This window comes from Polaromonas sp., assembly GCF_039932935.1.
In the GTDB taxonomy this organism is placed as follows: domain Bacteria; phylum Pseudomonadota; class Gammaproteobacteria; order Burkholderiales; family Burkholderiaceae_C; genus Polaromonas.
Window position 1 is genome coordinate 166,849 of record NZ_JBDTPB010000009.1, and the last position, 21,716, is coordinate 188,564.

Annotated in this window: 22 protein-coding genes and 1 tRNA gene; 7 read left to right on the forward strand and 16 right to left on the reverse strand. The window is 62.1% G+C overall.

What is annotated here, in order from left to right; all coding sequences use genetic code 11:
• Nucleotide 1 precedes the first annotated feature (1 nt).
• Nucleotides 2-754: a metallophosphoesterase family protein gene (locus ABI546_RS01680; protein WP_348043519.1), complete on the forward strand. Its 753-nt coding sequence runs from the start codon at nucleotides 2-4 to the stop codon at nucleotides 752-754.
• Nucleotides 751-2,199 (forward strand): bifunctional serine/threonine-protein kinase/universal stress protein, encoded by a 1,449-nt coding sequence (locus tag ABI546_RS01685; protein WP_348043460.1) that lies wholly within the window; start codon nucleotides 751-753, stop codon nucleotides 2,197-2,199. The genes ABI546_RS01680 and ABI546_RS01685 overlap by 4 nt, the downstream gene beginning before the upstream one ends.
• A gap of 65 nt (nucleotides 2,200-2,264) precedes the next feature.
• Here ABI546_RS01685 and ABI546_RS01690 read toward each other — a convergent pair whose 3' ends face one another.
• Nucleotides 2,265-2,822 carry a PAS and helix-turn-helix domain-containing protein gene (locus ABI546_RS01690; RefSeq protein ID WP_348043462.1) on the reverse strand — a complete coding sequence of 186 codons (558 nt, stop codon included), beginning with the start codon at nucleotides 2,820-2,822 and terminating at the stop codon, nucleotides 2,265-2,267.
• Between the two features lie 96 nt (nucleotides 2,823-2,918).
• Here ABI546_RS01690 and ABI546_RS01695 point away from each other — a divergent pair, with 96 nt between their 5' ends.
• Both ABI546_RS01695 and ABI546_RS01700 read left to right on the forward strand, forming a co-directional pair.
• Nucleotides 2,919-3,638, forward strand: a complete 720-nt coding sequence (locus ABI546_RS01695; RefSeq protein WP_348043464.1) for a CoA transferase subunit A — start codon at nucleotides 2,919-2,921, stop codon at nucleotides 3,636-3,638.
• 1 nt (nucleotide 3,639) lies between these two features.
• The gene (locus ABI546_RS01700) at nucleotides 3,640-4,275 is read left to right on the forward strand and encodes a 3-oxoacid CoA-transferase subunit B (RefSeq protein WP_348043466.1); all 636 of its coding nucleotides are present in this window, start codon (nucleotides 3,640-3,642) and stop codon (nucleotides 4,273-4,275) included.
• 43 nt (nucleotides 4,276-4,318) lie between these two features.
• On the opposite strand, the gene ABI546_RS01705 is transcribed toward ABI546_RS01700, so the two are convergent.
• The 3 genes from ABI546_RS01705 to ABI546_RS01715 form a co-directional block, all read right to left on the reverse strand.
• Nucleotides 4,319-5,197: a DMT family transporter gene (locus ABI546_RS01705; RefSeq protein WP_348043468.1), complete on the reverse strand. Its 879-nt coding sequence runs from the start codon at nucleotides 5,195-5,197 to the stop codon at nucleotides 4,319-4,321.
• A 103-nt stretch (nucleotides 5,198-5,300) separates the two neighbouring features.
• On the reverse strand, nucleotides 5,301-5,459 hold the full coding sequence (locus ABI546_RS01710) for a hypothetical protein (RefSeq protein ID WP_348043470.1): 159 nt from the start codon (nucleotides 5,457-5,459) through the stop codon (nucleotides 5,301-5,303).
• Nucleotides 5,460-5,524: 65 nt separating this feature from the next.
• Entirely contained in the window at nucleotides 5,525-6,106 is a 582-nt protein-coding gene (locus ABI546_RS01715) for a MarR family transcriptional regulator (RefSeq protein ID WP_348043472.1), read from the reverse strand.
• 11 nt (nucleotides 6,107-6,117) lie between these two features.
• Between ABI546_RS01715 and ABI546_RS01720 the strand changes: the two genes are divergently transcribed.
• Together ABI546_RS01720 and ABI546_RS01725 are read left to right on the forward strand one after the other, a co-directional pair.
• On the forward strand, nucleotides 6,118-6,291 hold the full coding sequence (locus ABI546_RS01720; protein ID WP_348043474.1) for a hypothetical protein: 174 nt from the start codon (nucleotides 6,118-6,120) through the stop codon (nucleotides 6,289-6,291).
• Between the two features lie 100 nt (nucleotides 6,292-6,391).
• Nucleotides 6,392-7,384, forward strand: coding sequence for a tripartite tricarboxylate transporter substrate binding protein (locus tag ABI546_RS01725; RefSeq protein WP_348043476.1), 993 nt, complete (start codon nucleotides 6,392-6,394; stop codon nucleotides 7,382-7,384).
• A 110-nt stretch (nucleotides 7,385-7,494) separates the two neighbouring features.
• Here the strand turns inward: ABI546_RS01725 and ABI546_RS01730 are convergent.
• The 12 genes from ABI546_RS01730 to gabT all read right to left on the reverse strand — a co-directional run bounded on the left by ABI546_RS01730 (nucleotide 7,495) and on the right by gabT (nucleotide 20,077).
• A tRNA-Gly gene (locus ABI546_RS01730) sits at nucleotides 7,495-7,568 on the reverse strand.
• An 86-nt stretch (nucleotides 7,569-7,654) separates the two neighbouring features.
• A complete protein-coding gene (locus tag ABI546_RS01735; protein ID WP_348043478.1) occupies nucleotides 7,655-8,104 on the reverse strand; it encodes a DsrE family protein in 450 nt (149 codons plus the stop codon).
• 108 nt (nucleotides 8,105-8,212) lie between these two features.
• Nucleotides 8,213-9,760: a tripartite tricarboxylate transporter permease gene (locus ABI546_RS01740; protein WP_348043480.1), complete on the reverse strand. Its 1,548-nt coding sequence runs from the start codon at nucleotides 9,758-9,760 to the stop codon at nucleotides 8,213-8,215.
• Between the two features lies 1 nt (nucleotide 9,761).
• Nucleotides 9,762-10,184 carry a tripartite tricarboxylate transporter TctB family protein gene (locus ABI546_RS01745; protein ID WP_348043520.1) on the reverse strand — a complete coding sequence of 141 codons (423 nt, stop codon included), beginning with the start codon at nucleotides 10,182-10,184 and terminating at the stop codon, nucleotides 9,762-9,764.
• Nucleotides 10,185-10,428: 244 nt separating this feature from the next.
• Nucleotides 10,429-12,042, reverse strand: a complete 1,614-nt coding sequence (locus tag ABI546_RS01750; protein WP_348043482.1) for a sensor histidine kinase — start codon at nucleotides 12,040-12,042, stop codon at nucleotides 10,429-10,431.
• Complete coding sequence (locus ABI546_RS01755; RefSeq protein WP_348043484.1) at nucleotides 12,023-12,727, reverse strand: response regulator; 705 nt, start codon at nucleotides 12,725-12,727, stop codon at nucleotides 12,023-12,025. Before ABI546_RS01755 ends, ABI546_RS01750 begins: the two co-directional genes overlap by 20 nt.
• Before the next feature lie 41 nt (nucleotides 12,728-12,768).
• Complete coding sequence (locus ABI546_RS01760) at nucleotides 12,769-14,247, reverse strand: NAD-dependent succinate-semialdehyde dehydrogenase (protein ID WP_348043486.1); 1,479 nt, start codon at nucleotides 14,245-14,247, stop codon at nucleotides 12,769-12,771.
• Between the two features lie 196 nt (nucleotides 14,248-14,443).
• A complete protein-coding gene (locus ABI546_RS01765; protein ID WP_348043488.1) occupies nucleotides 14,444-15,268 on the reverse strand; it encodes an ABC transporter permease in 825 nt (274 codons plus the stop codon).
• 38 nt (nucleotides 15,269-15,306) lie between these two features.
• Nucleotides 15,307-16,560, reverse strand: coding sequence for an ABC transporter permease (locus tag ABI546_RS01770; RefSeq protein WP_348043490.1), 1,254 nt, complete (start codon nucleotides 16,558-16,560; stop codon nucleotides 15,307-15,309).
• 19 nt (nucleotides 16,561-16,579) lie between these two features.
• Nucleotides 16,580-17,608: an ABC transporter substrate-binding protein gene (locus tag ABI546_RS01775; RefSeq protein WP_348043492.1), complete on the reverse strand. Its 1,029-nt coding sequence runs from the start codon at nucleotides 17,606-17,608 to the stop codon at nucleotides 16,580-16,582.
• A 64-nt stretch (nucleotides 17,609-17,672) separates the two neighbouring features.
• A complete protein-coding gene (locus ABI546_RS01780; protein ID WP_348043494.1) occupies nucleotides 17,673-18,758 on the reverse strand; it encodes an ABC transporter ATP-binding protein in 1,086 nt (361 codons plus the stop codon).
• A gap of 26 nt (nucleotides 18,759-18,784) precedes the next feature.
• On the reverse strand, nucleotides 18,785-20,077 hold the full coding sequence (gene gabT / locus ABI546_RS01785; protein ID WP_348043496.1) for a 4-aminobutyrate--2-oxoglutarate transaminase: 1,293 nt from the start codon (nucleotides 20,075-20,077) through the stop codon (nucleotides 18,785-18,787).
• Between the two features lie 178 nt (nucleotides 20,078-20,255).
• On the opposite strand from gabT, the gene ABI546_RS01790 reads away from it, so the two are divergent.
• On the forward strand, nucleotides 20,256-21,671 hold the full coding sequence (locus ABI546_RS01790) for a PLP-dependent aminotransferase family protein (RefSeq protein ID WP_348043498.1): 1,416 nt from the start codon (nucleotides 20,256-20,258) through the stop codon (nucleotides 21,669-21,671).
• Nucleotides 21,672-21,716: the final 45 nt, after the last annotated feature.

The following is a 21,716-nucleotide window of genomic DNA, read 5'->3' on the forward strand; positions in this document are numbered from 1 at the left end:
GATGAAAATCGCTTTGCTGTCCGATGTGCATGCCAATCTGCGTGCGCTGGAGGCCTGTCTGGCCCATGCCAGCCTGCAGGGCGCAGGGCGCTACGCCGTGCTGGGAGACCTTGTGGGTTACGGCCCGCAGCCCGCCGAAGTGGTGCAACGGATTCGCGACCTGGCGCATGAAGGCGCCATCGTGCTCAAAGGCAACCATGACGTGCATACCGTGACGCCGCCGGTGCAGGCGCGTTCGCTCGACCAAAGCGGCGCCGCCTGGACGCACGAACGGCTCGGCAGGGATGCGCTGGATTTTCTGGCGGCCTTGCCTCTGGCCGCCACCCTCGACGCCGCGTACCTGGTGCATGCCAGTGCCGATGACCCCACGCGCTGGCATTACGTTGACAACGAACGCCGCGCCGAAGCCAGCCTTGACGCTGCGTGCCTGGACCCCGATGTGCGCTATGTGTTTTGCGGCCACGTACACCACCAGACGCTTTATTTTCGCGGGGCGGGGCAGGGGTTGATGCGCTTTGAGCCCACGCCGGGGGTCACGATTCCGGTGCCGGCGCACCGCCGCTGGATCGCCACGGTGGGGTCCGTGGGCCAGCCACGCGATGGCAATACCAAAGCCATGTATGCGCTGTTTGATCCTGTGCAGGCGGAGCTGACTTTTCACCGCGTGGCGTATGACCACCTGGCCGCTGCAGCGGACATACGGGCCGCCGGCCTGCCCGAGCATTTTGCGCACCGGCTGGAGGTCGGCTTGTGAGGCGCATGGCGCCCGGCACCTTGGTAGACGGGTTTGTGGTCGGCGAATGCCTGCATGCCGGCGGCATGGCCCATATTTACCAGGTGGGTTATGCCGACGCGTTGCACAGCGCGCCTTTTCCGATGGTGATGAAGGTGCCGCGCATGACCCCCGGCGACGGGGCCGAAAACATCGTGGGTTTCGAAGTCGAGCTGCAATTGCTCTCGGTGCTGACGGGGCCGCACGTGCCGCGGCTGGTGGCCTCAGGCGACCTGGAAAAGCTGCCTTACCTGGTCATGGAATACGTCCTGGGCCGTACTCTGCAGCAACTCCTGGATGAAACCGCTGCGCCAATGCCTGCGGAAGAGATCGCGCGCGTGGGGGCGGCGGTGGCCCAGGCGGTGCACAGCCTGCATTTGCAGGACGCCTGCCACCTCGACCTGAAGCCTGCCAACGTGTTGCTGCGCCCTGACGGCATTGCCGTGCTGCTGGACTTTGGGCTGTCTTGCCACGCGCATTACCCGGACCTGCTGGCCGAAGAGCTGCGCCCCGCCGTCGGGTCTCCGAGCTGGATGGCACCCGAACAGGTGGTGGGCGTGCGCGGCGACCCGCGCAGCGACATCTTTGCCATCGGCGTGATGTTGTACGAGCTGGCCACGCGCAGCCTGCCGTTTGGCAACCCGCAGACGCGCGGCGGCCTGCGCCAGCGCCTGTGGATGGACCCGGTGCCGCCACGCGCCTTGCGCCCCGACTTGCCCGAGTGGCTGCAGGAAGTGATTTTGCATTGCCTGCAGAACGAAGCCGACCGCCGCTACGCCTCGGCCGCGCACCTGGCGCTGGATCTCTCGGACCCGGCGCAGATTGCCGTGACGGCTCTGGGACGGCGCTTGCAAGCCACGGGCTTTTGGGTGCACTTCAGGCGATGGTGGCGCGCCGCGGGTAAAGACTACCAACCCAGCCCGCTGCCTTCACGGCAGATTGACGCGGCGCCCATCATCATGGTGGCGGTGCCTTACCGGGACGTGAGTGATGCAACGCTGTATTCGCTGCGGCGCGCGGTGACGCGGGTGCTGGGCACCACGCTGCGCGCGCGGCTGGCCTGCGTCACGGTGATTGATCCGGCGGAAACGCCGGGCCACGATTCGGACACCAGCGAGACCACTGTGCACCGGCGCTACCTGGGCATGCTGAGGCAGTGGGCGCAGCCCTTGCAACTGGATACGCAGACGATGTCTTTTCACGTCATCGAGTCGGGCGATGTCGCCCAAGCGCTGCTGCACTACGCCCAGGGCAACCACGTCAGCATGATCGTGATGGGCGCTGCCACGCACGGCCTGCAGATGCAGCGCCTGCTGGCGACCGTCCCGATCAAGGTGGCCATGGCAGCGCCCTGCACGGTGATCCTCGTGAAGCAGGCTTTGCCGTTTGATCAACTGGCCGGTGCGGACCAGCGCGCGGTTTTATAGTAAAACCCCCTGCAGCCCTTTGGCAGAGAGCGCAAGGCGCTATATAAAACGTAGCACCTGTGCGTTCAGGAGCCGGCCATGAGCCGGTGCACCAGGTCGGCCGTGGTGGACGCCTTGTACTTTCGCATCAGGCGCGCGCGGTAAATTTCGACGGTGCGGTGGCTGATCACGAGGGCCCGGCCAATCTCCTTGGAAGTCATGCCGTCCATCAGGTGCGCCGCCACCTCGCGTTCGCGCGCGGTGAGCTCGGCCGTGACGGGGCGGCGCGAACTGAGGTCTTCAAAAGTCCAGATGCCGGCTTCGTGCGGCGCGCTTCGGTTGAGTGCCCGGCCGGTCACGTGGCACCAGAAGGTCTCGCCTTTGTTGCGGCCGTCCACACGTTTCATGATGCGGTCGTCGGCGTAAAGGCCTTTGGCATTGAGGATCGGGATCATGCGCGCGCCGATGCGCTCGTACTCGTCCGCGCTCGGGTAAAGAACCAGGAAGGACTGGCCCACGAGCTGCTCGCGCGTCGCGCCAAACATTTCGCACAAATGCTGGTTGCAGTCCACAATCGACCGGTTGCGGGACAGCACCAGCCCCACGGGTGCCAGATCGAATGCGAGCTGGTAATCGACTTCCACGGTACTTACCTTTACGGAAAACTACGTAACTTGATAAGTAGTATCGTACTGGATGCTATTGGCATTCGCCAGCGCTACGACACAAGGAGACTATTTGTGAAAAAACTTTTCCCTTCCGCCGCGGAGGCCCTCAAGGGCGTCGTCAAGGACGGCCAGCTGATGGCCGTCGGCGGCTTTGGCCTGTGCGGTATCCCCGAAGCGCTGATCGAGGCCTTGCGCGACAGCCAGGTCAAGAACCTGACCGTGATCTCCAACAACGCGGGCGTCGACGACTTCGGCCTCGGCAAGCTGCTGCAAACGCGGCAGATCAAGAAAATGATCTCCAGCTACGTGGGCGAAAACAAGGAGTTCGAGCGCCAATACCTGGCGGGCGAGCTGGAGCTGGACTTCACACCGCAAGGCACGCTGGCTGAAAAGCTGCGCGCCGGCGGCGCAGGCATTCCGGCGTTCTTCACCAAGACCGGCGTGGGCACGCAAGTGGCCGACGGCAAGGAACTGCGTGAATTTGACGGCGAGACCTATGTGATGGAGCGCTCGCTGGTGCCGGACGTGTCGTTGGTCAAGGCCCATACGGCCGACAAATCCGGCAACCTGCGGTTTAACCTGACGGCCCGCAATTTCAACCCGGCCGCTGCGATGGCCGGCAAGATCTGCATCGTCGAGGTGGAGAAGGTTGTCGAAATCGGTGAACTCGCACCTGACGACATTCATCTGCCAGGGATTTATGTCCACCGCATCGTTCTAAATGCAAATCCCGAAAAACGCATTGAAAAAAGAACCCTCACCGAAAAACCCGCCGTGAAAGCAGGAGCCTGATATGCCGTGGACCCAAGACCAGATGGCGGCGCGTGCCGCCCAGGAACTCGAAGACGGTTTTTACGTGAACCTCGGCATCGGCATCCCGACGCTGGTGGCCAACTTCACCGGTGACAAGGAAGTGTGGCTGCAGTCGGAAAACGGCATGCTGGGCATCGGCCCCTTTCCCACCGAAGACGAAGTGGATGCCGACGTGATCAACGCCGGCAAGCAAACCGTGACCACCATCAAGGGCTCATCCATTTTCGGCAGCCACGAGAGCTTCGCGATGATTCGTGGCGGCAAGATCAATTTGTCGATTCTGGGCGCGATGCAGGTCAGTGAAAAAGGTGACCTTGCCAACTGGATGATTCCGGGCAAGATGGTCAAGGGCATGGGCGGCGCAATGGACCTGGTCGCAGGCGTGAAGCGTGTGATCGTGCTGATGGAACACGTGGCCAAAAAGAAAGACGGCACCGAAGACATGAAAATCCTGCCGCAATGCACCCTGCCCCTGACGGGTGTCGGCGTGGTGGACCGCATAATCACCGACCTGGCCGTGATGGACGTGACGCCCGAAGGCCTCAAATTGGTGGAGCTGGCGCCCGGCGTCACGCGCGAAACCTTGCAGGCCAAGACGGGTGTGCCGCTGATTTGACACCCAAGCCAGGCGGCGGCCTTACAGCCGCCGCCTGGCATCTTCAGCGTGCGATGGCGCGCTGCCCCGGCGTGCGGAAGACCTGCACCAGTCCGAGCAGGATCGCCAGCATGCCCGCCAGGCTCCAGGGCGCCAGGCGGTTGCCCAGCACCAAGTAGTCCAGCAGCGCCGTACCGGCAGGCACCAGATAAAAGAGGCTGGTGACATTGACCAGATTGCCTGCGTGAATCAGGCGGTACAGCAGCAGCGTGGCCACAACAGACATCACAATCCCCATCCACACCAGGGCCACCCAGAAGCCGGCGCTCAGGTCGGCGGTCATGGGCTGAAACGGTGCGAACAGCAGGCACAGCAACAGGCTGCACCCGAGCTGAAGCGGCAACACCTCGCGGGGCGCTTGCCGTACCGACTTTTGCAGGATCGCGCCCAGCGTCATGCAGGCCAGCGCACCGAAGGCAAACGCCATACCGGTGGCGGTGAAGTGGGCACGGGCAACGCTCTCATAGACCACCAGCACCAGCCCGAGCAGTGCCAGACCGAGGCCGGCCAGGCGCCGCCGCGAAAAAGCCTGCCGTTCCGTCAACGCCAGTGTCAGGATGGGCTGCACACCCAGCACGGTGGCCAGCACGCCGGGCGTGAGGCCGTGGTCCAGTGCCAACAAATGGCAGATGGAATAGCTGCCGATCATGAGAAGCCCGGTCAAGGCGACCCGCCCGCGCGTGCCCGGCGCGGGCAGCCAGCGGCGGCCGCTGAAACCCAGCGCCAGCAGCGCGCCCAGCGCCAGGACGAAACGAAGGGCCAGGAACGCGAACGGACTGGCGTGCTGCAGCCCGAGTTTGGAGAAAAGTGCGCCGCTGCTCCAGAGCAGAACGAAAAGGGATGTGGGGCCGAAGGTGGCCCAGGCCGTGTTTTTTGAAATCATGAAATTACCTGCCGAAAAAAGGACAAGCTCCAGCGAGCGCACGTGGCGCGGCTGCGCCAGTGGCTGAATCAAACGAGGGCTGGAGAGCTGGACCGGCTGGAACTCAGCCGGGAACGTGGGCGGCGGCCGGCGGGTAAGCGCCGGAAGCAACCACGTTGCGCGGAGGTGCGGCAGGTGGGGGAGGGGTGAGGCGGCCTTTCAGGCGCATGGCATCGGCCAGCAGGGCTGGCGCAGAGGCATGGCGTGAAAAAGGCGTGTTCATGGTCAAACTATACCCCGGCACAACGTCGGTGAGGGCACCGATTCATGATGGCGTGTGCGCAGCCCTCAGGACGCAGCTTTTTTACCACGCTGACGGCGAGCGACCGGAGCCACCGGGACCGCCGGCGCCGAGGGTGCGGCCTTCACTTTGCGTTTGGGGGCGGGAGGCGTCTGCAGCAGCTCGTCCTTGGCGAGGTTTTCAATCATGGCCAGCAGCACCCTGCGTGTGGTCTTGATGTCTTCGGGCGCAATGCCTTCTATGCTGACGTTGTTGGTTTCTTCCGCCAGGGGTACCAGCAGCTTTTTGAGCGAGCGACCTTTTTCACTCAGGTGCACATACATGTTCTTCTTGTTGGTAGGGAGTTGCTTTCGTACGACGTAACCCAGCGACTCCATGGCTTTTATCGCGATAAAGGTAGTGGGTTCCATCACGCCCGCGCGCCCGCTGAGCTCTTTTTGCGTCAGGCCGTCCGACTCCCAGAGGATACGCAGAAAGGTCCAGTGCCCGAACGGCACACCATGCTCTGCCAGGCGCACCTGAAGGGCCCGGTGAAAGGCACGCGATGCATCGCGGATAAGGTGCGCCAGCCGGTCATTGGGAACGGCCTCACGCCAGTGCCGGATGATGTTTTGCATGTCAGGGGTCATGAGCTGGCATTGTGACGCAGTTGCTTGCCGGGCTGGCAGTCTTGCCAGAGCGTTCCGACTCCTGCAAGGCCTCACGCCGCAGGCGGCTTGAGGGTGTGATGAGCGAGCATTGCGCGCATCGCGCGTCTGGCTGGTTCGGCAGCAAGCAGGACAGCGGCTTGCACTGCCTGTACCATGGCTGGTAAATGGATGTCGAAGGCCAGGTCAGCGGTCTTATTCGACCTGGCTTCTTGTTGCCCCTTTTTCTTTCCCGCTGTGAAGGACAGAGAACATAAGAGACATTTCATGAACCCGCGACCTCATCTTCTTCGCCATCGTCTATTGGCAGGTTTTCTGCTGGCAGCCGGCACGCTGTTGCCGGTGCTCGCCCTTGCCCAAAATACCTACCCCACCCGGTCGATCAGGTTTGTCGTGCCCTATGCCGCCGGAGGGCTGCCCGACACGGTGGCCCGCATCTTCGCGCAGCGGCTGGGCGACAGACTCGGCCAGTCGGTGATGGTCGACAACCGCCCGGGCGCCAATGGCGTGGTGGCCGCGCAGGCACTGGCCAATGCCCCCAAAGACGGCTACACCTTCCTGGTAACAGACGGCTCGATGTTCTCCATCAATCCCGCGCTCTACAAAAACCTGGGCTATGACTACAAGCGGGACTTCATGCCCGTGTCGCTGGCGGCGCGCGCGCCGCTGTATCTGGCGGTGCATTCCAGGGTACCGGTCAATACGCTGCAGGAATTCATCGCGCTGGCCAAGGCCAAACCCGGCACGCTGAATTACGGCTCTTCGGGTATTGGCAGCACGCATCACCTCACCATGGAAGCCTTCAAAGCATCGCTCGGCCTGCAAATTACGCATGTGCCGTTCAAGGGCACGGGTCAGTCGGTGCCCGCCTTGGTCGGCGGGCAAGTCGAGGTGCTGTTTTCGGCGTTGCCGTCGCTGGCGGGGTTTGTGAAGAGCGGGCAGGTCAAGCTCCTGGCCACCAATGCGGCGCAGCGCTCCAGCCAGGAACCCGACGTACCGGCGATTGCGGAAACCATTTCGGGCTTTGACTTTGCGTCGATTGTCGGCGTGCTGGCGGCCACCGGCACACCGCCGGGCGCCATCCAGCGCATCAGCACGGAGATGGCGCAGATCGCCAGGTCGCCGGACGTCGTTGTCATGCTCAACAACGCCGGCATAGAGGCTATCGGCAGCAACCCGGCCGACTACGGCCGTGCGATCCTCGGCGAAAACGAACGCCTGGCGAAGGCGATCGCTGCATCGGGCATAAAGCCCGAATAGACCCGAAGCTGATTGCGCTCGCCAAGCAAGGGCTAGAGGCCTAAAAAGCAAGTAAATAATGGAAATCTGGTTCCTTATTCGGTCGCCTGCTGGTCAGCGCTGCATCTGGATGGAGCGGGTGATGGGAATCGAACCCACGCTATTTGCTTGGGAAGCAAAAGTTCTGCCATTGAACTACACCCGCAATGAGCCGATTATAGGAGCGCAGAGGCGCTGCCGCAGATCCGTTGCCGCTGCCCGACCCGGTGCCGGATCCCATGATTCCAGGCATTAGGGCCTCAGGTAGGCCCAGCCCTCATGCTGCTTCTTCATGATCTCGGTCACGCCGGCGGGTACATAGCTGATGCCCGTGAGCATGTCGTCCTTTGTGAGCTTCTGGCCGCGCATGGTGTTTTCGCAGGCGGTCACCTTGATGCCGGCTTTGCCGGCGTCGGCGATGCGTGAACCGGTGGGGGACTCGAGTTTGAGCATGCCAATGCCGGGGCCGTAGGCAACGATCTCAATGTCGACATTGGCGGCGCCCACGTCGTCCTGCAGGTTTTTGGCATTGTTCAGTGCCAGGTTCCATTTGGCCGGATCGTTGTCGCTGACCTGGATCACGATTCCCTGGCGTTTTGTGCCTGCAGCCCCCGCTGACTGTGCGCGAGAAGCTATCAAAAAAGGAGCAACAAGCGCAAGGGAGCCAAGGGCGCCGGCCTGGATGAAGAGTCTGCGGTTCATGGGGGATGCCTCCTGAAGGGAAGGCTCATTTCAACACAGTGGCGGTATGAACAAAACCCCTCAAACCCGGCTCGCGAGGGTTCAAGGGGCTTGCTTGCAGGTCTGGCGTTATTCCCCGCTGGCTACCGGTACAGGCGCCGCAGGTGTACTTGCGCTTGCATGAATCACGTGGTCTGGTGATTTCATCAACTTCCGGGCAAAGACCACCACCTGCCACACGACCAGCGTGCCAATGACCGCCAGCAAGGTGCCGCTGATCGGGCGGTTGACGAAGACGTTGAAGCTACCCCGGCTCAGCAGCATGGCGCGGCGGAAGTTCTCCTCCAGCATGGGGCCCAGGATGAAGCCCAGCAGCAGTGGCGCAGCTTCCATGTCCAGACGCAGAAACAGGTAGCCAATCAGGCCGAAGACGGCGGTGGTGTAGATGTCGTCCAGGCTGTTGTTGATGCTGTAAGTGCCGATGCAGCAGAAAAAGAGAATCGCGGGAAATAGCACGGTGTAGGGAATCTTGAAAACCGACAGCCAGTAGCGCACCAGGGGTACGTTGAGGATAAGCAGGAAACAATTGCCTATCCACATGCTGGCCACCAGGCCCCAGAACAGGTCGGGGTGGGTGGCGATCATGTTGGGGCCGGGCTGTATGCCCTTGACCACGAAGGCGGCCATCATCAGCGCCATGACGGCGTTCTCGGGAATGCCGATGGCCATGAGCGGGATAAAGCTGGTGCGGGCCGCGGCTTCGTCGGCCGCCGCTTGTCCGGCCACGCCTTCGATGCAGCCAGTGCCGATCTCGTGCTTGTATTTGCTGAATTTCTTGTCGGCCGCGTAGGCTGCAAACTGCGCGATGGTGGGGCCGCCGCCGGGCAGGATGCCCAGGATGGAGCCGATCACGCTGCCGCGCAGGGCGCTCGGGATGATGCGCTTGAACTCGGGCCAGGTCGGCATGAGCTTGATCTTGCCGTTAAACGGTGTGAGCACATTTTTGTTGTCGAGGTTTTTCACGACCTCCGCAATGCCGAAGCAACCCAGCGCAATGCTGATCAGGCCGACCCCATCCATCAGGAAGGGCAGGTTCATGGTGTAGCGCGCCACGCCGCTGTTCACGTCGGTGCCGACCATGCCGAGGAGCACGCCGACCATGGCCATGGCCAGGCCGTTGAGCAGGCTGCCGCTGCTGACAAAACTCACGCAGAAAAAGCCCAGCAGCATCAGCGCGCAGTAGTCGGCAGGGCCAAACAGAAAGCCGACTTCGCCGAGCGCGGGTGCCATGGTGGACAGCACCACAATGGCCACCGTGCCGCCGATAAAGCTTGACACACCGGCGGTGAACAAGGCCAGGCCCGTTTTGCCCTTGAGCGTCATCTGGTAGCCGTCTATACAGGCGACGATGCTGCTGGCGTGGGGAATCTTCATGGTGATGGCGCTTACGCTGTCACCGTATTGGGCCCCGTAATAAATCCCGGCGAGCATGATGAGCGCGCCGCCAGTAGGAATGGAATAGGTCAGGGGCAGCAACAGGCTGATGGTGGACAAAGGTCCCAAGCCGGGCAGCAGCCCGATGAGCGTGCCCACCGTGCAGCCGATGGCGCAATACAGCAGGTTCTGCCATGTCAGTGCGTGTTCGAAACCAAACGCGAGGTTGTGAAGGACTTCCATATCAGTACAGCGGCAGGCTGAGGCCGAGCAGGTGTTTGAAGGCAAAGGCCACGGCGATCAGGCCCGCAGAGATCTTCAGATTGCGGATCACGGAGTACGAGGTACCGGCAAACGTGGCGCAAAACACCAGAAAGATGATGCCCAGGATCATGTTGACGTATTGTGAGATCACCGAAAACCCGACAAGGCTCAACAGGATGAGTGCGATGTTTTTGACGCTGTAGTCCAACGGTACGGGGTCGACGAAGTGCGAACGCACGACCGAGAGCAGGCCAATCACAAAAAGACTGGTACTGATCATCATGGGGAACAGGCCGGGTCCGGACCGGCTCAATTCACCCATCGTGTAATTGAGCGAGCCGCCGCCGAAGAGCAGGGCGATCGCCATCAGGCACAGGCCCCGGACGAAATTGCGGTTGTTCATGTTCATGGGGTTTTGCTCCGTGGCTGCGCCGCCGGGGGCGTTGTCATAAACGGGGGGTGAGTCATCCGTATCTCCTTGTAGAGGTCTCCCGGTGTCCGCGTCACAAAGATCAGCCGCTGGACGTTCGAGGTGAAGGGGATGTTAGGAAGCGAGGCTTCCAATCGGCTTTCGTTTTATGTAGCCGACCTCAAAATACGTGTTATCACTAACAGCTTGCTGGCGTTCCGAAAACGCTGTCAGTGCTTCAGTTGTGAGGCTCGCTCTGAGGGCTAAATGCCAATGGCAGGTGCAGGATGGCGCGCAAGCCGGAGCTGCCCGCGGCCGCATCGGACTCGCCAGCGGCGTGGCCGGCAAGCGTGATATCGCCGCCGTTGCGCCTGGCGTATGCGCGCGCGATGGACAGGCCCAGCCCGGCGCCACGCGGGCTCTTGCCGGGGCCGGGGCTGCCCGAATGGAAACGCTCAAACACCTCTGCTCGCCGCGCATTGGCGATGCCGGGGCCGTCGTCTTGCACCTCGGCCAGGGCTGTGCCGTCTCGGGTGCTCACGGTCACGGTGATGTGTCCGCCCGGCGGTGTGTAGGCGATGGCGTTGTGCACGAGGTTGGCCAGCGCTTCGTGCAACTCAGGGCCTCTTGCCATCACCGGCACCACAGCCGCTGCGGAGGCCTCGAAAAAAGAGGAAGAGGAAGAGGTTGTCGATTCCGGCGCGTCCGTTACCGCTAAAACTTCTCTTGCGTCCACCCAGCCCAGATCCTGGTTCTTTTCATGAGCCAAAGCCAGGTGCTCAAGCACGACGTCCCGGGCGACGGTGTTGAGGTCCACCACACCGCGCGCCTCAGCGGCCGGCGCGCTGTCATTGGCGTGGGCCAGTGACAGCAGTTGCTCACACAGGCGCCGGCTGCGCGAAATCTGGATGAGCATGGCGCGCAAGGTCGCGTGAAGCTGTTCGGTGTCTTTTTCGCGCAGGGCCACACCGGCCTGGGTCATCATGATGGCCAGCGGCGTGCGCAGCTGGTGCGAGGCGTCGGCGAGGAACTGTGACTGCTGATCCAGCAACTCCCGGTAGCTGGTCAAATGCTGGTTGACGGCGTCGACCAGAGGCGCCACCTCATGCGGCACACCGCCGGTGTCCAGTGGCTTGAGGTCTGGTCCCTTGCTTTGCAGCACAGACTTGCGCAGGCGTTCCAGTGGTTGCAGCGACCAGGTCACGCCCAGCCAGACCAGCAGAATCATCACTGCCACCATGCGCGCGTCGCGTATCAGCTCTTGCCGCAGGGTGGCCGCCAGCGCGCGGTCACGCGGCTCGGTGCTTTCCGCCACTTGGATCAACAGGTCAAAGGGCCGGCCGTGCCCGTCAAGCACCCGGCTTTGCAACGCCAGCACGCGGACTGCAAGGCCCCGGTAACGGCTGTCGTACCAGACACTGGAAGTGGAGGATGCGTCATTGGTCGTGGCTGAAACAGGTGAACCATCGGCCGCCGGTGGTGTGGGCAGGTCTGCTTCGCCCAGCAACGTCAGCTCGCGTGGAACTGCCGCCGTGCCGGCCTGCGCCGGCTCGCGCGGTGTCAAGCCGACATGCAGGTGTTTCTGGAGCGGACCGGTGCTATTGACCATCGTTTGAACCGCCTCCGGCGCATTGAAGCGAAGCGAGCCATCTGCCGCCAGCGAGAGGCTGCTACGCAGGGCGTTCACGGACTCGAGCAGGGTCTGGTCGTAGGCGTCCTGCACCTGGGTTTTGAGGGCACGGTAGTCGTTCCAGCTGTCCAGGGCCAGCAGGCCCAGGATGGCCGGGAGCAGCAACGTCAGGAGGCGCGCGCGGATGCCGAAGCGGTCAGGGTCAGTCCGCAGTGTCTTCATGTGCTTCATGCGTTTCGTGCGCGATAGCCTCCAGCATGTAGCCAAGGCCGCGCACGGTGATGATGCGCACATCGCCGCCTTCGAGTTTTCGGCGCAGCCGGTGCAGCACCAGTTCGATGGCGTCGGGGCCTGCATTGCTGTCGGCCGGGAAGACCTTGGCCGAGAGCTGCGACTTTTCCACCGGCGAGCCGCTGCGTGCCAGCAGCACCGACAAGGCCGCACTTTCGCGCGGCGTGAGCTGCAGCAGCGAGCCGGCCAGCGTGAAGGCGCGGCTGTCATGAGGGCATGACAGGGAGCCGCATTGCAGCGGCGCGTGGGCGCGGCCCCGGCTGCGCCGCACCAGCGCGGTGAGCCGGGCTTCGAGCTCTTCGATGGCAAAGGGCTTGGTCAGGAAGTCGTCCGCACCGACGTTCAGGCCCTTGACGCGGTCCTGCAGTGAGCCCTGCGCGGTCAGCACCAGCACGGGCGTGCGGTTACCGGCCTTGCGCAAATCGGCCAGGAGGGCCAGTCCATGTTTGTCGGGTAGCCGCAGGTCGAGCACCACGGCGTCATAGTCGTTGCCGGCCAGCAGCGACTCGGCCGTGGCGGCGTCGGCTGCATGGTCGGGCACAAACCCGCTTTGCTTGAAAGCGCGCACCAGCCACGAAGCCATCTCGGCTTCGTCTTCTACAAGCAGCAGGCGCATGTGGTTGCGGGTTTAGGGGGAGGGGGTGAATCCGGCGCAGCTTAGCGCTGGATGTCTCCCAGGCACAGATACTTCATTTCCAGATACTCTTCCATGCCGTGGCTGGAGCCTTCACGGCCCAGGCCCGACTGCTTGACCCCGCCGAAAGGTACGTGCTCGGTGGCGATGACGCCGGCGTTGATACCGACCATGCCGTATTCCAGCGCCTCGGCCACGCGGTAAATGCGGCCGATGTCGCGGCTGTAGAAGTAGCTGGCCAGGCCGAACTCGGTGTTGTTGGCCGCATCAATCGCCTCCTGGTCTTGTTTGAAGCGGAACACCGGGGCAAACGGCCCAAAGGTTTCTTCGCGGGCGCACAGCATGTCGGCGGTGGCCTCGGAGACCACCGTGGGTTCAAAGAACTGGCCTTGCAGTTTGTGGCCGCCCGCCATCAGCTTGCCGCCTTTGGCAATTGCGTCGTCGACATGGCGCTGTACTTTTTCAACCGCTGCATCTTCAATCAACGGTCCTTGCACCACGCCGTCTTCAAAGCCGTTGCCGACCTTGAGCAGCTTGACTTTGGCCGAGAACTTTTGCACGAACTCGTCATACACGCCGTCCTGCACATAAATGCGATTGGCGCAAACGCAGGTCTGTCCGGCATTGCGGTATTTGCTGGCCATGGCGCCTTCCACGGCCGAATCCACGTCGGCATCATCAAACACGATGAAGGGCGCGTTGCCGCCGAGCTCCAGCGCCAGCTTCTTGATCGATGGTGCGCTTTGTGCCATCAGGATGCGGCCCACTTCGGTGGATCCGGTGAAGCTGATGTGGCGCACCACGTCGCTGGCGCAAAACACCTTGCCCACGGCAATCGAGTTGTCGCTGTCGGCCGTCAGCACGTTGAGCACGCCGGCCGGGATGCCGGCGCGAATTGCCAGCTCGGCGGCCGCCAGTGCGGTCAGCGGCGTCAATTCGGCGGGCTTGATGACGACGGGACAGCCGGCAGCGAGGGCTGGTGCGACCTTGCGGGTGATCATGGCGAGCGGAAAGTTCCACGGCGTGATGGCCGCACACACGCCGATGGGTTGCTTGAGCACCATCAGGCGGCGGCTGTTATCGAACTGCGGCAGGGTTTCGCCATTGACGCGTTTGGCTTCTTCGGCAAACCACTCGACAAAGCTGGCGCCATAAGCAATTTCACCCTTGGCTTCGGCAAAGGGCTTGCCCTGCTCGGCCGTCATGATGCGCCCCAGGTCTTCCTGGTTGGCCATGAGCAGCTGGTACCACTTGAGCAGGATGGCGTGGCGCTCCTTGCCGGTTTTGTTGCGCCAGGCGGGCCAGGCGGCATTGGCTGCTGCAATGGCGGCTTCGGCGTCCTGAGGGCCCAGGTTGGCCACATCGGCCAGCTTCAGGCCGGTAGCGGGATCGTTCACGTCAAACCGGGCCTTGCCCGCGACCCATTGGCCGTTGATCAGCGCGTCGGTCTTGAAAAGACTGGGGTCCTTGAGTAGGGAGATGGGAGAGGTTTTCATGTCCATGTGCGGGTGTCCTAAAAAACGGGGGTTTGCGGCAAGCCAAAACTGTTTTTATTCTGACAGTTTTCTGGTTTTCGGATGGGAGAAGGGAATTGCGACGTTTGCACAGGTGCATGAACTGGCGTGTGAACCGGCGTGTAAGTCGGCGTATGGAACAGCCGCGTCGCAGAGGAAAATGTCCAGGGATCAGGCTGAATCGTCAGGCCTTGCGTCCGCGCAGCCACTCAAGGAACAGCAAAAGCGCGGTGGTGAAAAGAATCAGCAGAGTCGCCACTGCCGCGATCGTGGGCGAGATGTTTTCGCGGATGCCGGTAAACATCTGGCGGGGCAGCGTGGCCTGGTCCGCGCCCGCCAGGAACAGCGTGACCACGACCTCATCAAAGGAAGTGGCAAACGCGAACAGTGCGCCGGAGATCACACCCGGCGCAATGACCGGGAGGGTGATCCGGAAGAAGGTGCGCAAGGGTGTTTCGCCCAGGCTGAGCGAGGCTCTGACCAGGTTGTGGTTGAAACCCGCCAGCGTTGCGAGCACAGTTGTCAGCACAAAAGGCGCGCCCAAGGCGGCGTGCACCACGATCAAGCCGAAGTAGCTGTCGGCCAGGCCCAGCGGCGCGAAATAAAGATAGGTGGCCACGCCGACCACGACGATGGGAACCACCATGGGCGCGATCAAAATGCCCATCAGTAGGTTCTTGAACCGGAAGTTGGTCCGGGACAGGCCGACGGCCGCCAAAGTGCCCAGCGCGGTGGCGATCAGGGTTGCAGCGGGGGCCACGATAAAGCTGTTTTTTGCAGCCCTGGCCCACTCCGGCGAGTCCAGCAGGTTGCGGTACCACTTCAGCGACCAGCCCGGGATGGGGTAGGTCAGAAAAGAGCTGTCAGAAAAAGACAGCGGCACCATGACCAGGATGGGGCCCAACAGAAAAAACAAAATGGCAACGCAGGCGGCGCGCAGCAGCCACCAGCCCGCTTTGTCTGCCAAGGTGGCATAGCGCGGAAAAATGGGGCCTTTAATTTTGAACATGGTGAATGGCGTCAGCGTCTGTAAAAAAAGAAGGAATGTCAGCCGATGCTGAGTTCGGCCTTGCCGATGCGCCGGTAAACGCTGTAGAGAATCATGGTCGCTGTCAGCAGCACTGCGCCCAGCGCACAAGCCATGCCCCAATTGACCTCAACGTTGGTGTAGCGGGCGATGTAATAGCTCAGCATCTGGTCGTCTGCGCCGCCGAGCAGGGCGGGCGTGACGTAATACCCGATCGAAAGAATGAAGACCAAGAGCGCTCCGGCACTGATGCCCGGAAAGGTTTGCGGCACGTACACCCGAAAGAAGGCTGCCAGCGGTGGGCTGCCCAATGACACGGCCGCCCGGATGTAGGTTGCAGGCACGTTTTTCATGACGCTGTAAAGCGGCAGGATCATGAAGGGCAGCAGGATGTGCACCATGGCAATCACCACGCCGGCGCGGTTGAACAGCAGCGCCAGCGGGCTGTCTATGAGGCCGATGCCCATCAGTCCGCGATTGACCAGGCCTTCGGACTGCAGCAAAACAATCCAGGCCGCAACACGTACCAGAATCGATGTCCAGAAGGGCACCAGCACCAGGATCATCAACAGGTTGGCCTTGCGCGCCGGCAATGAGGCCAGCCACCAGGCCAGGGGATAACCGAGCGCCAGGCAAAAAATGGTGACCAGAAAACTGATGTGAAAGGTCCGCAGCAAGATGGCGCCAAACGCCCGCTGCTCTGGCGGCATGCGCTCGATGTCACCCTGGCTGCCCCGCCGCAGATCGACGGATGCCAGCAGATAGTCGGCCGTCCAGCGCGAACCATTTTTTGCGATGGCCTGCCAGAAAGTGGGTTCTGCCCAGCGCGGATCAAGCTCGAGCAGCCTGGCTTGTATTTCTTGCGGTGAGCCTGCGATGGGCAGCGCGCGGTAGGTGCTCATGACCAGCGAGCGCGCACCGGGCACCTCTGCATTGAGTCGCCGTGCCAGCGCGCCGGCATCCGAACTGTCGGAGAGATGGCTTAAATCCTCTACCAGCGCCGCGTAACTTGCGGGTTCTGGTGGCGTTTGGGGGTTCCAGTTTTTGAGGCTTTGCACCGTCCGGGGCAGTGCCGCTACCACCTCCGGATTTTCCACGGCGCGCTGCAGCAGGGCTGCGATCGGAACCAGCAAGGTCAGCAGCAAAAACACCAGCAAGGGAAGGGTGAGCCCAAAGGCGCGCCATTTTCGCCGCGCGTCGGCGCGCGACAGCGCCGCGCGCAATGCAACGGTGTCGCTGCCCTGAAGGGTGCCCTGGCCGGTGGTGCTGCTCATGGATGCGGGCTCCGTCAGCTTATTGCGTTGCCCAGGCGGCAAAGCGTTTTTCAAGCGCTTCACCCTGGTCGGCCCAGAAGCCGACATTCATCTGGATGGACTCTTTCGCATTGGCGGGTGAAGTAGGCAAATCATCCAGTACCTTTTTGTCGAGCTTGGCCAGGGCCTGGTTGTTGACCGGGCCGTAGGCGATGTTCTGGGCGTAGACCGCCTGGGTGGCGGGCTGGCTGGCAAAGGCGATGAATTTCATCGATGCGTCCTTGTTCGGTGCACCTTTTGGAATGACCCAATAGTCCAGGTCATAAATGCCGCCGGGCCAGTAGATCTTCAGGTTGCGGCCTTCGCGGTTGGCGGCGTCGATGCGGCCGTTGTAAACGGTGCTGAGCGCGACGTCACCGGCCACGAGGAACTGGGCAGGCTGGGCGCCGGCCTCCCACCACTGGATGTTGGGCTTGAGTTCGGTCAGCTTGCGAAACGCGCGGTCGGCACCGTCTTTGGTGGCCAGAACCTTGTACACATCGCCTGGCTTGACGCCGTCTGCCAGCAGTGCGAACTCCAGGTTGTAGCGGGCGCCTTTGCGCATGCCGCGTTTGCCAGGTATCTTTTTCACGTCCCAGAAATCAGCCCAGCTCGTGGGGGCGGTTTTGACCTTATCGGCATTCCATGCCATCACGGTGGACCAGACAAAGACGCCGACACCGCACTCCTTGACGGCTGCGGGCAGAAAATCTGCTTTCGGGCCGATTTTGCTGAAATCGATTTTTTCAAACAGGCCTTCGTCGCAACCGCGCTGCACGTCGGGTGCCTCGACCTCAACCACATCCCAGGTGACCTTTTTCGTCTCGACCATGGCCTTGATCTTGGCTTGCTCGCCGTTGTATTCCACCGCGACGATTTTGGTGCCGGTCTTTTCGTAGGGCTCGTAGTAGGCCTTCTTCTGCGCGTTCGCATTGGCGCCGCCGAAGTTGACGACGGTGAGCTGCTGCTGCGCGAGTGCGGGTAAGGCCAGGCATGAAGCCATGGCAATGACGATGGTGCTTTTTTTCATGGTGCTATTTCCTCGGTGGTTGGTAAGTTGAAATCGGAAATCGGAAATCGGTGGGCGAGGCTGCTTACACCGCGTAGATCCGCGTGAATGCGGGTGGAAATTCGAGATGCACGGCCTCGCCCGGTTGCGGCGGTGCCAGGCCGTTCAAGAGCGTGAGTGGCAGCTTGACCGTGGCTTCCGCCTGGCCGGCTCCGACTTCGCACAGCAGCCGCAGGTGGTCGCCGAAATAAATGATGCGTTCCACGCGGGCGGGTAGTACGTCGGCAGATGAGGCGGGCGCCTGGCGATGCAACACAATGCGCTCCGGCCGGATGTAGGCCTCGACCTCTCTGCCGACAGCCGCCTGATTGACATTGACGCCGCTGAGAACGCGCCCATCGGTTAGCACGATGCCGGCCGTTGCTACCTTGCCTTTGAGCACGGTGCTGTCGCCCACGAAACCGGCGACAAAACGATTGGTGGGCGTCTCGTACAAGGTTTCTACCGGCGCCAGTTGCTGGATCGCGCCATCATTGAAGACGGCCACCCGATCACTCATGGTCAGCGCCTCGCCCTGGTCGTGGGTGACGTAGACAAATGTCACCCCCAGTTGTTTGTGCAGTTCCTTCAGTTCAATCTGCATGTGCTCGCGCAACTGCTTGTCGAGTGCACCCAGCGGCTCGTCCATCAGCACCAGCTGGGGCTCGAACACCAGCGCCCGCGCCAGAGCAACGCGCTGCTGCTGGCCGCCGGAAAGCTGGCCGGGCAGCCGGTCGGACATGCCGGACAGGCGAACCATGTCGAGCGCGCGTTGCACGCGGCTTGCCTGGTCGGCCTTCGACACCTTGCGCACAGTGAGCGGATAAGCGACGTTCTGGCCCACCGTGAGATGGGGAAACAGCGCATAGTTTTGAAACACCATGCCGAAGTTGCGCTTGTGCGGCGGCGTGCCGGTGATTTGGGCGCCGTTGAGGAATATCTCGCCCGCCGTGGGGGACTCGAAGCCGGCCAGCATCATCAGCGTGGTGGTTTTCCCCGACCCGGAGGGGCCGAGCAGGCTCAGGAATTCCCCGCGATGAATGTCGAGGTCGAGCTTTTGTACGACGAGCTGTTCCCCGTCATAGGTTTTCTGCACGCCTGAAAAGCGCACAAGGACATCGTTATCGGTCATCGTTTTTCCTGAGCTGGCCACGAGGATCAACGCGATGCGGTGAGGCTGTCGGCCAGGATTTGCAACCCTTCATCCAGCAACGCGTCAGACGCGGTGAGGGGAACCAGAATTCTGATCACGTTACCGTAGCTGCCGCAAGAGAGCAATATCAAGCCTCGGCGGGCGGCTTCGGTGACCACGCGTTTGGTCAGTGCGGCGTCGGGGCGGGCCGGGTCTCCGTTCTCGAAAAGTTCGATGGCCACCATGGCGCCCAGGCCGCGCACATCGCCAATGGCGGGTTCTTTTTTCGCGATGGCGTGCAAGCCTTTGAGCAGGTGCGCGCCCAGTGTCTGGCTGCGTGCCAGGAGTTTTTCGTTTTCGAAGACCTTGAGCACGGCCAGCGCAGCTGCGCAGCCGATGGGGCTTCCCGCATAGGTACCGCCCAGACCACCCGGTGCTGGGGCATCCATGACGTCCGCGCGGCCGACCAGGCCGGAGATCGGAAAGCCGCCGGCCATGGATTTCGCCGTGGTGATGAGGTCTGGCGCCACAGGCCACTGCTCGCTTGCAAACCAGGTCCCCGTGCGCCCCGCGCCGGTTTGGACCTCATCGGCAATCAGCAAAATGCCGTGGCGATCAGCCAGCGCTTTCAGCCCGGCGATGAATTCTGGCGGCGCAACATAAAAACCGCCTTCACCTTGCACGGGTTCAATGATGAATGCGGCCACGCGTTCGGCCTCAATGTCATTCTTCAAAATCAGTTCGACGGATTGCAAGGCCTGGTCCACGCTCACGCCGTGCAACGCATTGGGGTACTGCGCATGAAAAACTTCCCCGGGGAAGGGGCCAAAACCCAGTTTGTAGGGAGTGACCTTGCCTGTCATGCCCAGCGTCATGAGGGTTCTGCCGTGGTAGCCGCCGGTGAAGGCGATGATTCCCGGGCGTTTGGTATAGGCACGGGCCACCTTGACGGCGTTTTCCACCGCCTCGGCGCCCGTGCTGAGCAGCAAGGTCTTTTTGGCAAAGTCGCCAGGGGCCAAGGCATTGAGTTTTTCCGCCAGCTCGACGTAGGGTTCGTAGGCAACCACCTGAAAACAGGTGTGCGTGTAGAGGTCGAGCTGGGCTTTGACGGCCTGGATCACCTCTGGATGGAGGTGACCGGTGTTGAGAACGGCAATGCCGCCGGCAAAGTCGATGAAGCGGCGGCCTTCGACATCCCAGAACTCGGCATCGCGCGCCCGGCTGACAAAAATTTCGTGGGTCTGGCCCACGCCGCGTGCCACGGCCGCATGGCGGCGTGCCATGAGGGCTGCGTTGGTGGTAGGTTGGTTTGTCTGCATGGTGATGGAAAAGGATTCAGTTGGAAGGTGAACGGACTGTAGAAGCGCGTTTACGTCCCGTCCATGTACACCTTTACGTTCTTTTCAACACACTGTGCAGGTCTAGAATCCTGTACATGGATTCCCCAACCCGGTGCCTGAGAACTGCTGTGCACAATCTGCCCTTTTTGGTTTTTTGATGCTCACACTCAGCCCGGAACTGCAAACTCCCCTGGTGAGCCAGATCGTTGACGGCCTGCGGGGGATGATTGCGGGGCAGGCGCTGAAACCAGGCGTCAAGCTACCGTCCATCCGCGCTTTTGCCGCCATGCACGGGGTCAGTGTTTTCACGGTGGTGGAGGCTTATGACCGCCTGGTGGCCCAAGGCTGGCTGGTTTCGCGGGCCAATGCGGGCTTTTTCGTCAAGCGCAGGGGCGATGATGGTGCATCGGGTGCGCCGTATGCGCTACCCACGCAGCCAAAATTTGACGCGCGCTGGTACCTCAAGCAGATCTTTGAGAACCGGAACCTGCCGATGAAGCCCGGTTGCGGGTGGTTGCCGCACGATTTTCTGTTTGGAGACGCGATTCGCCGCAGCATGCGGCACCTGTCGGCGGATGGCTCCTCCCTGGAGGGTTACGGCCTGCCCTATGGGCATATGGCGCTGCGCATGGTGATTGCGGAGGCCCTCGCGGAAAACCAGATATCGGTCGAGGTGGACCAGGTGCTCCTGACGCAAGGGTCCAGCCAGGCGCTGGACCTGGTGGCCCGGCAGTTGGTCAAGCCGGGCGACACCGTGCTGGTGGACAGCCCCGGCTATCCCAACCTGATGTTCATGCTGCGGTTTCTGGGCGCCAACCTGGTGGGCGTGCCGCGTACTCCCACCGGCTACGACCTGGCCGCGCTGGAGGCGCTACTGGCCGTGCACAAGCCCAAGGCCTTTTTCACGCAGCCCCGTCTGCAAAGCCCGACCTGCTCGATTGCCTCGGCGGCCCATCTGCACCGTTTGCTGCAACTGTCCGAGGCGCACGGCTTCATGCTGGTGGAGAACGACATTTACGCCGACATGGACCCGATCTCGCGGTCTACGTTGGCGAGCCTCGACCAGTTACAGCGCGTGGTCTACATCGGTAGCTATTCCAAAACCATTTCGCCCAATTTGCGCGTGGGCTACCTGCTGGCGCGAGGCGACCTGATCGAGGATCTGGCCCAGCTCAAGATGATTTCGGGGCTCACGTCGTCGGACATTGCCGAGCGGCTGACTTTCGGCGTGGTCACCGACGGCCGCTGGCGCAAGCACCTCAAGTCGCTTCGCGAGAAACTGGCTTTGGCGCATCGCAAAACCGAAAAGAACCTCACCGGCCTGGGGTTTGAGCTCTTCCATGAGCCGGGGGCCGGCATGTACCTCTGGGCCCGGCACCCGGATATTCCCGACGGAGCCGTCTTGTCCAAAGAGGCCACGCCCGAGGGCATCATGCTCGGTCCGGGCCAGTTGTTCCTGCTGGAACCCCATCCGACGGGCTGGCTCCGCTTTAACGTGGCTTTCAGCGACGATGAGCGCATATGGCGCTTTTTGTCGCATCGTATCGATCTGGGTCGGCAGACAGCCCAATAAGCGGGGCATTCCCCTCAAACCTATAATCAAAGGCTTAGCCGACGC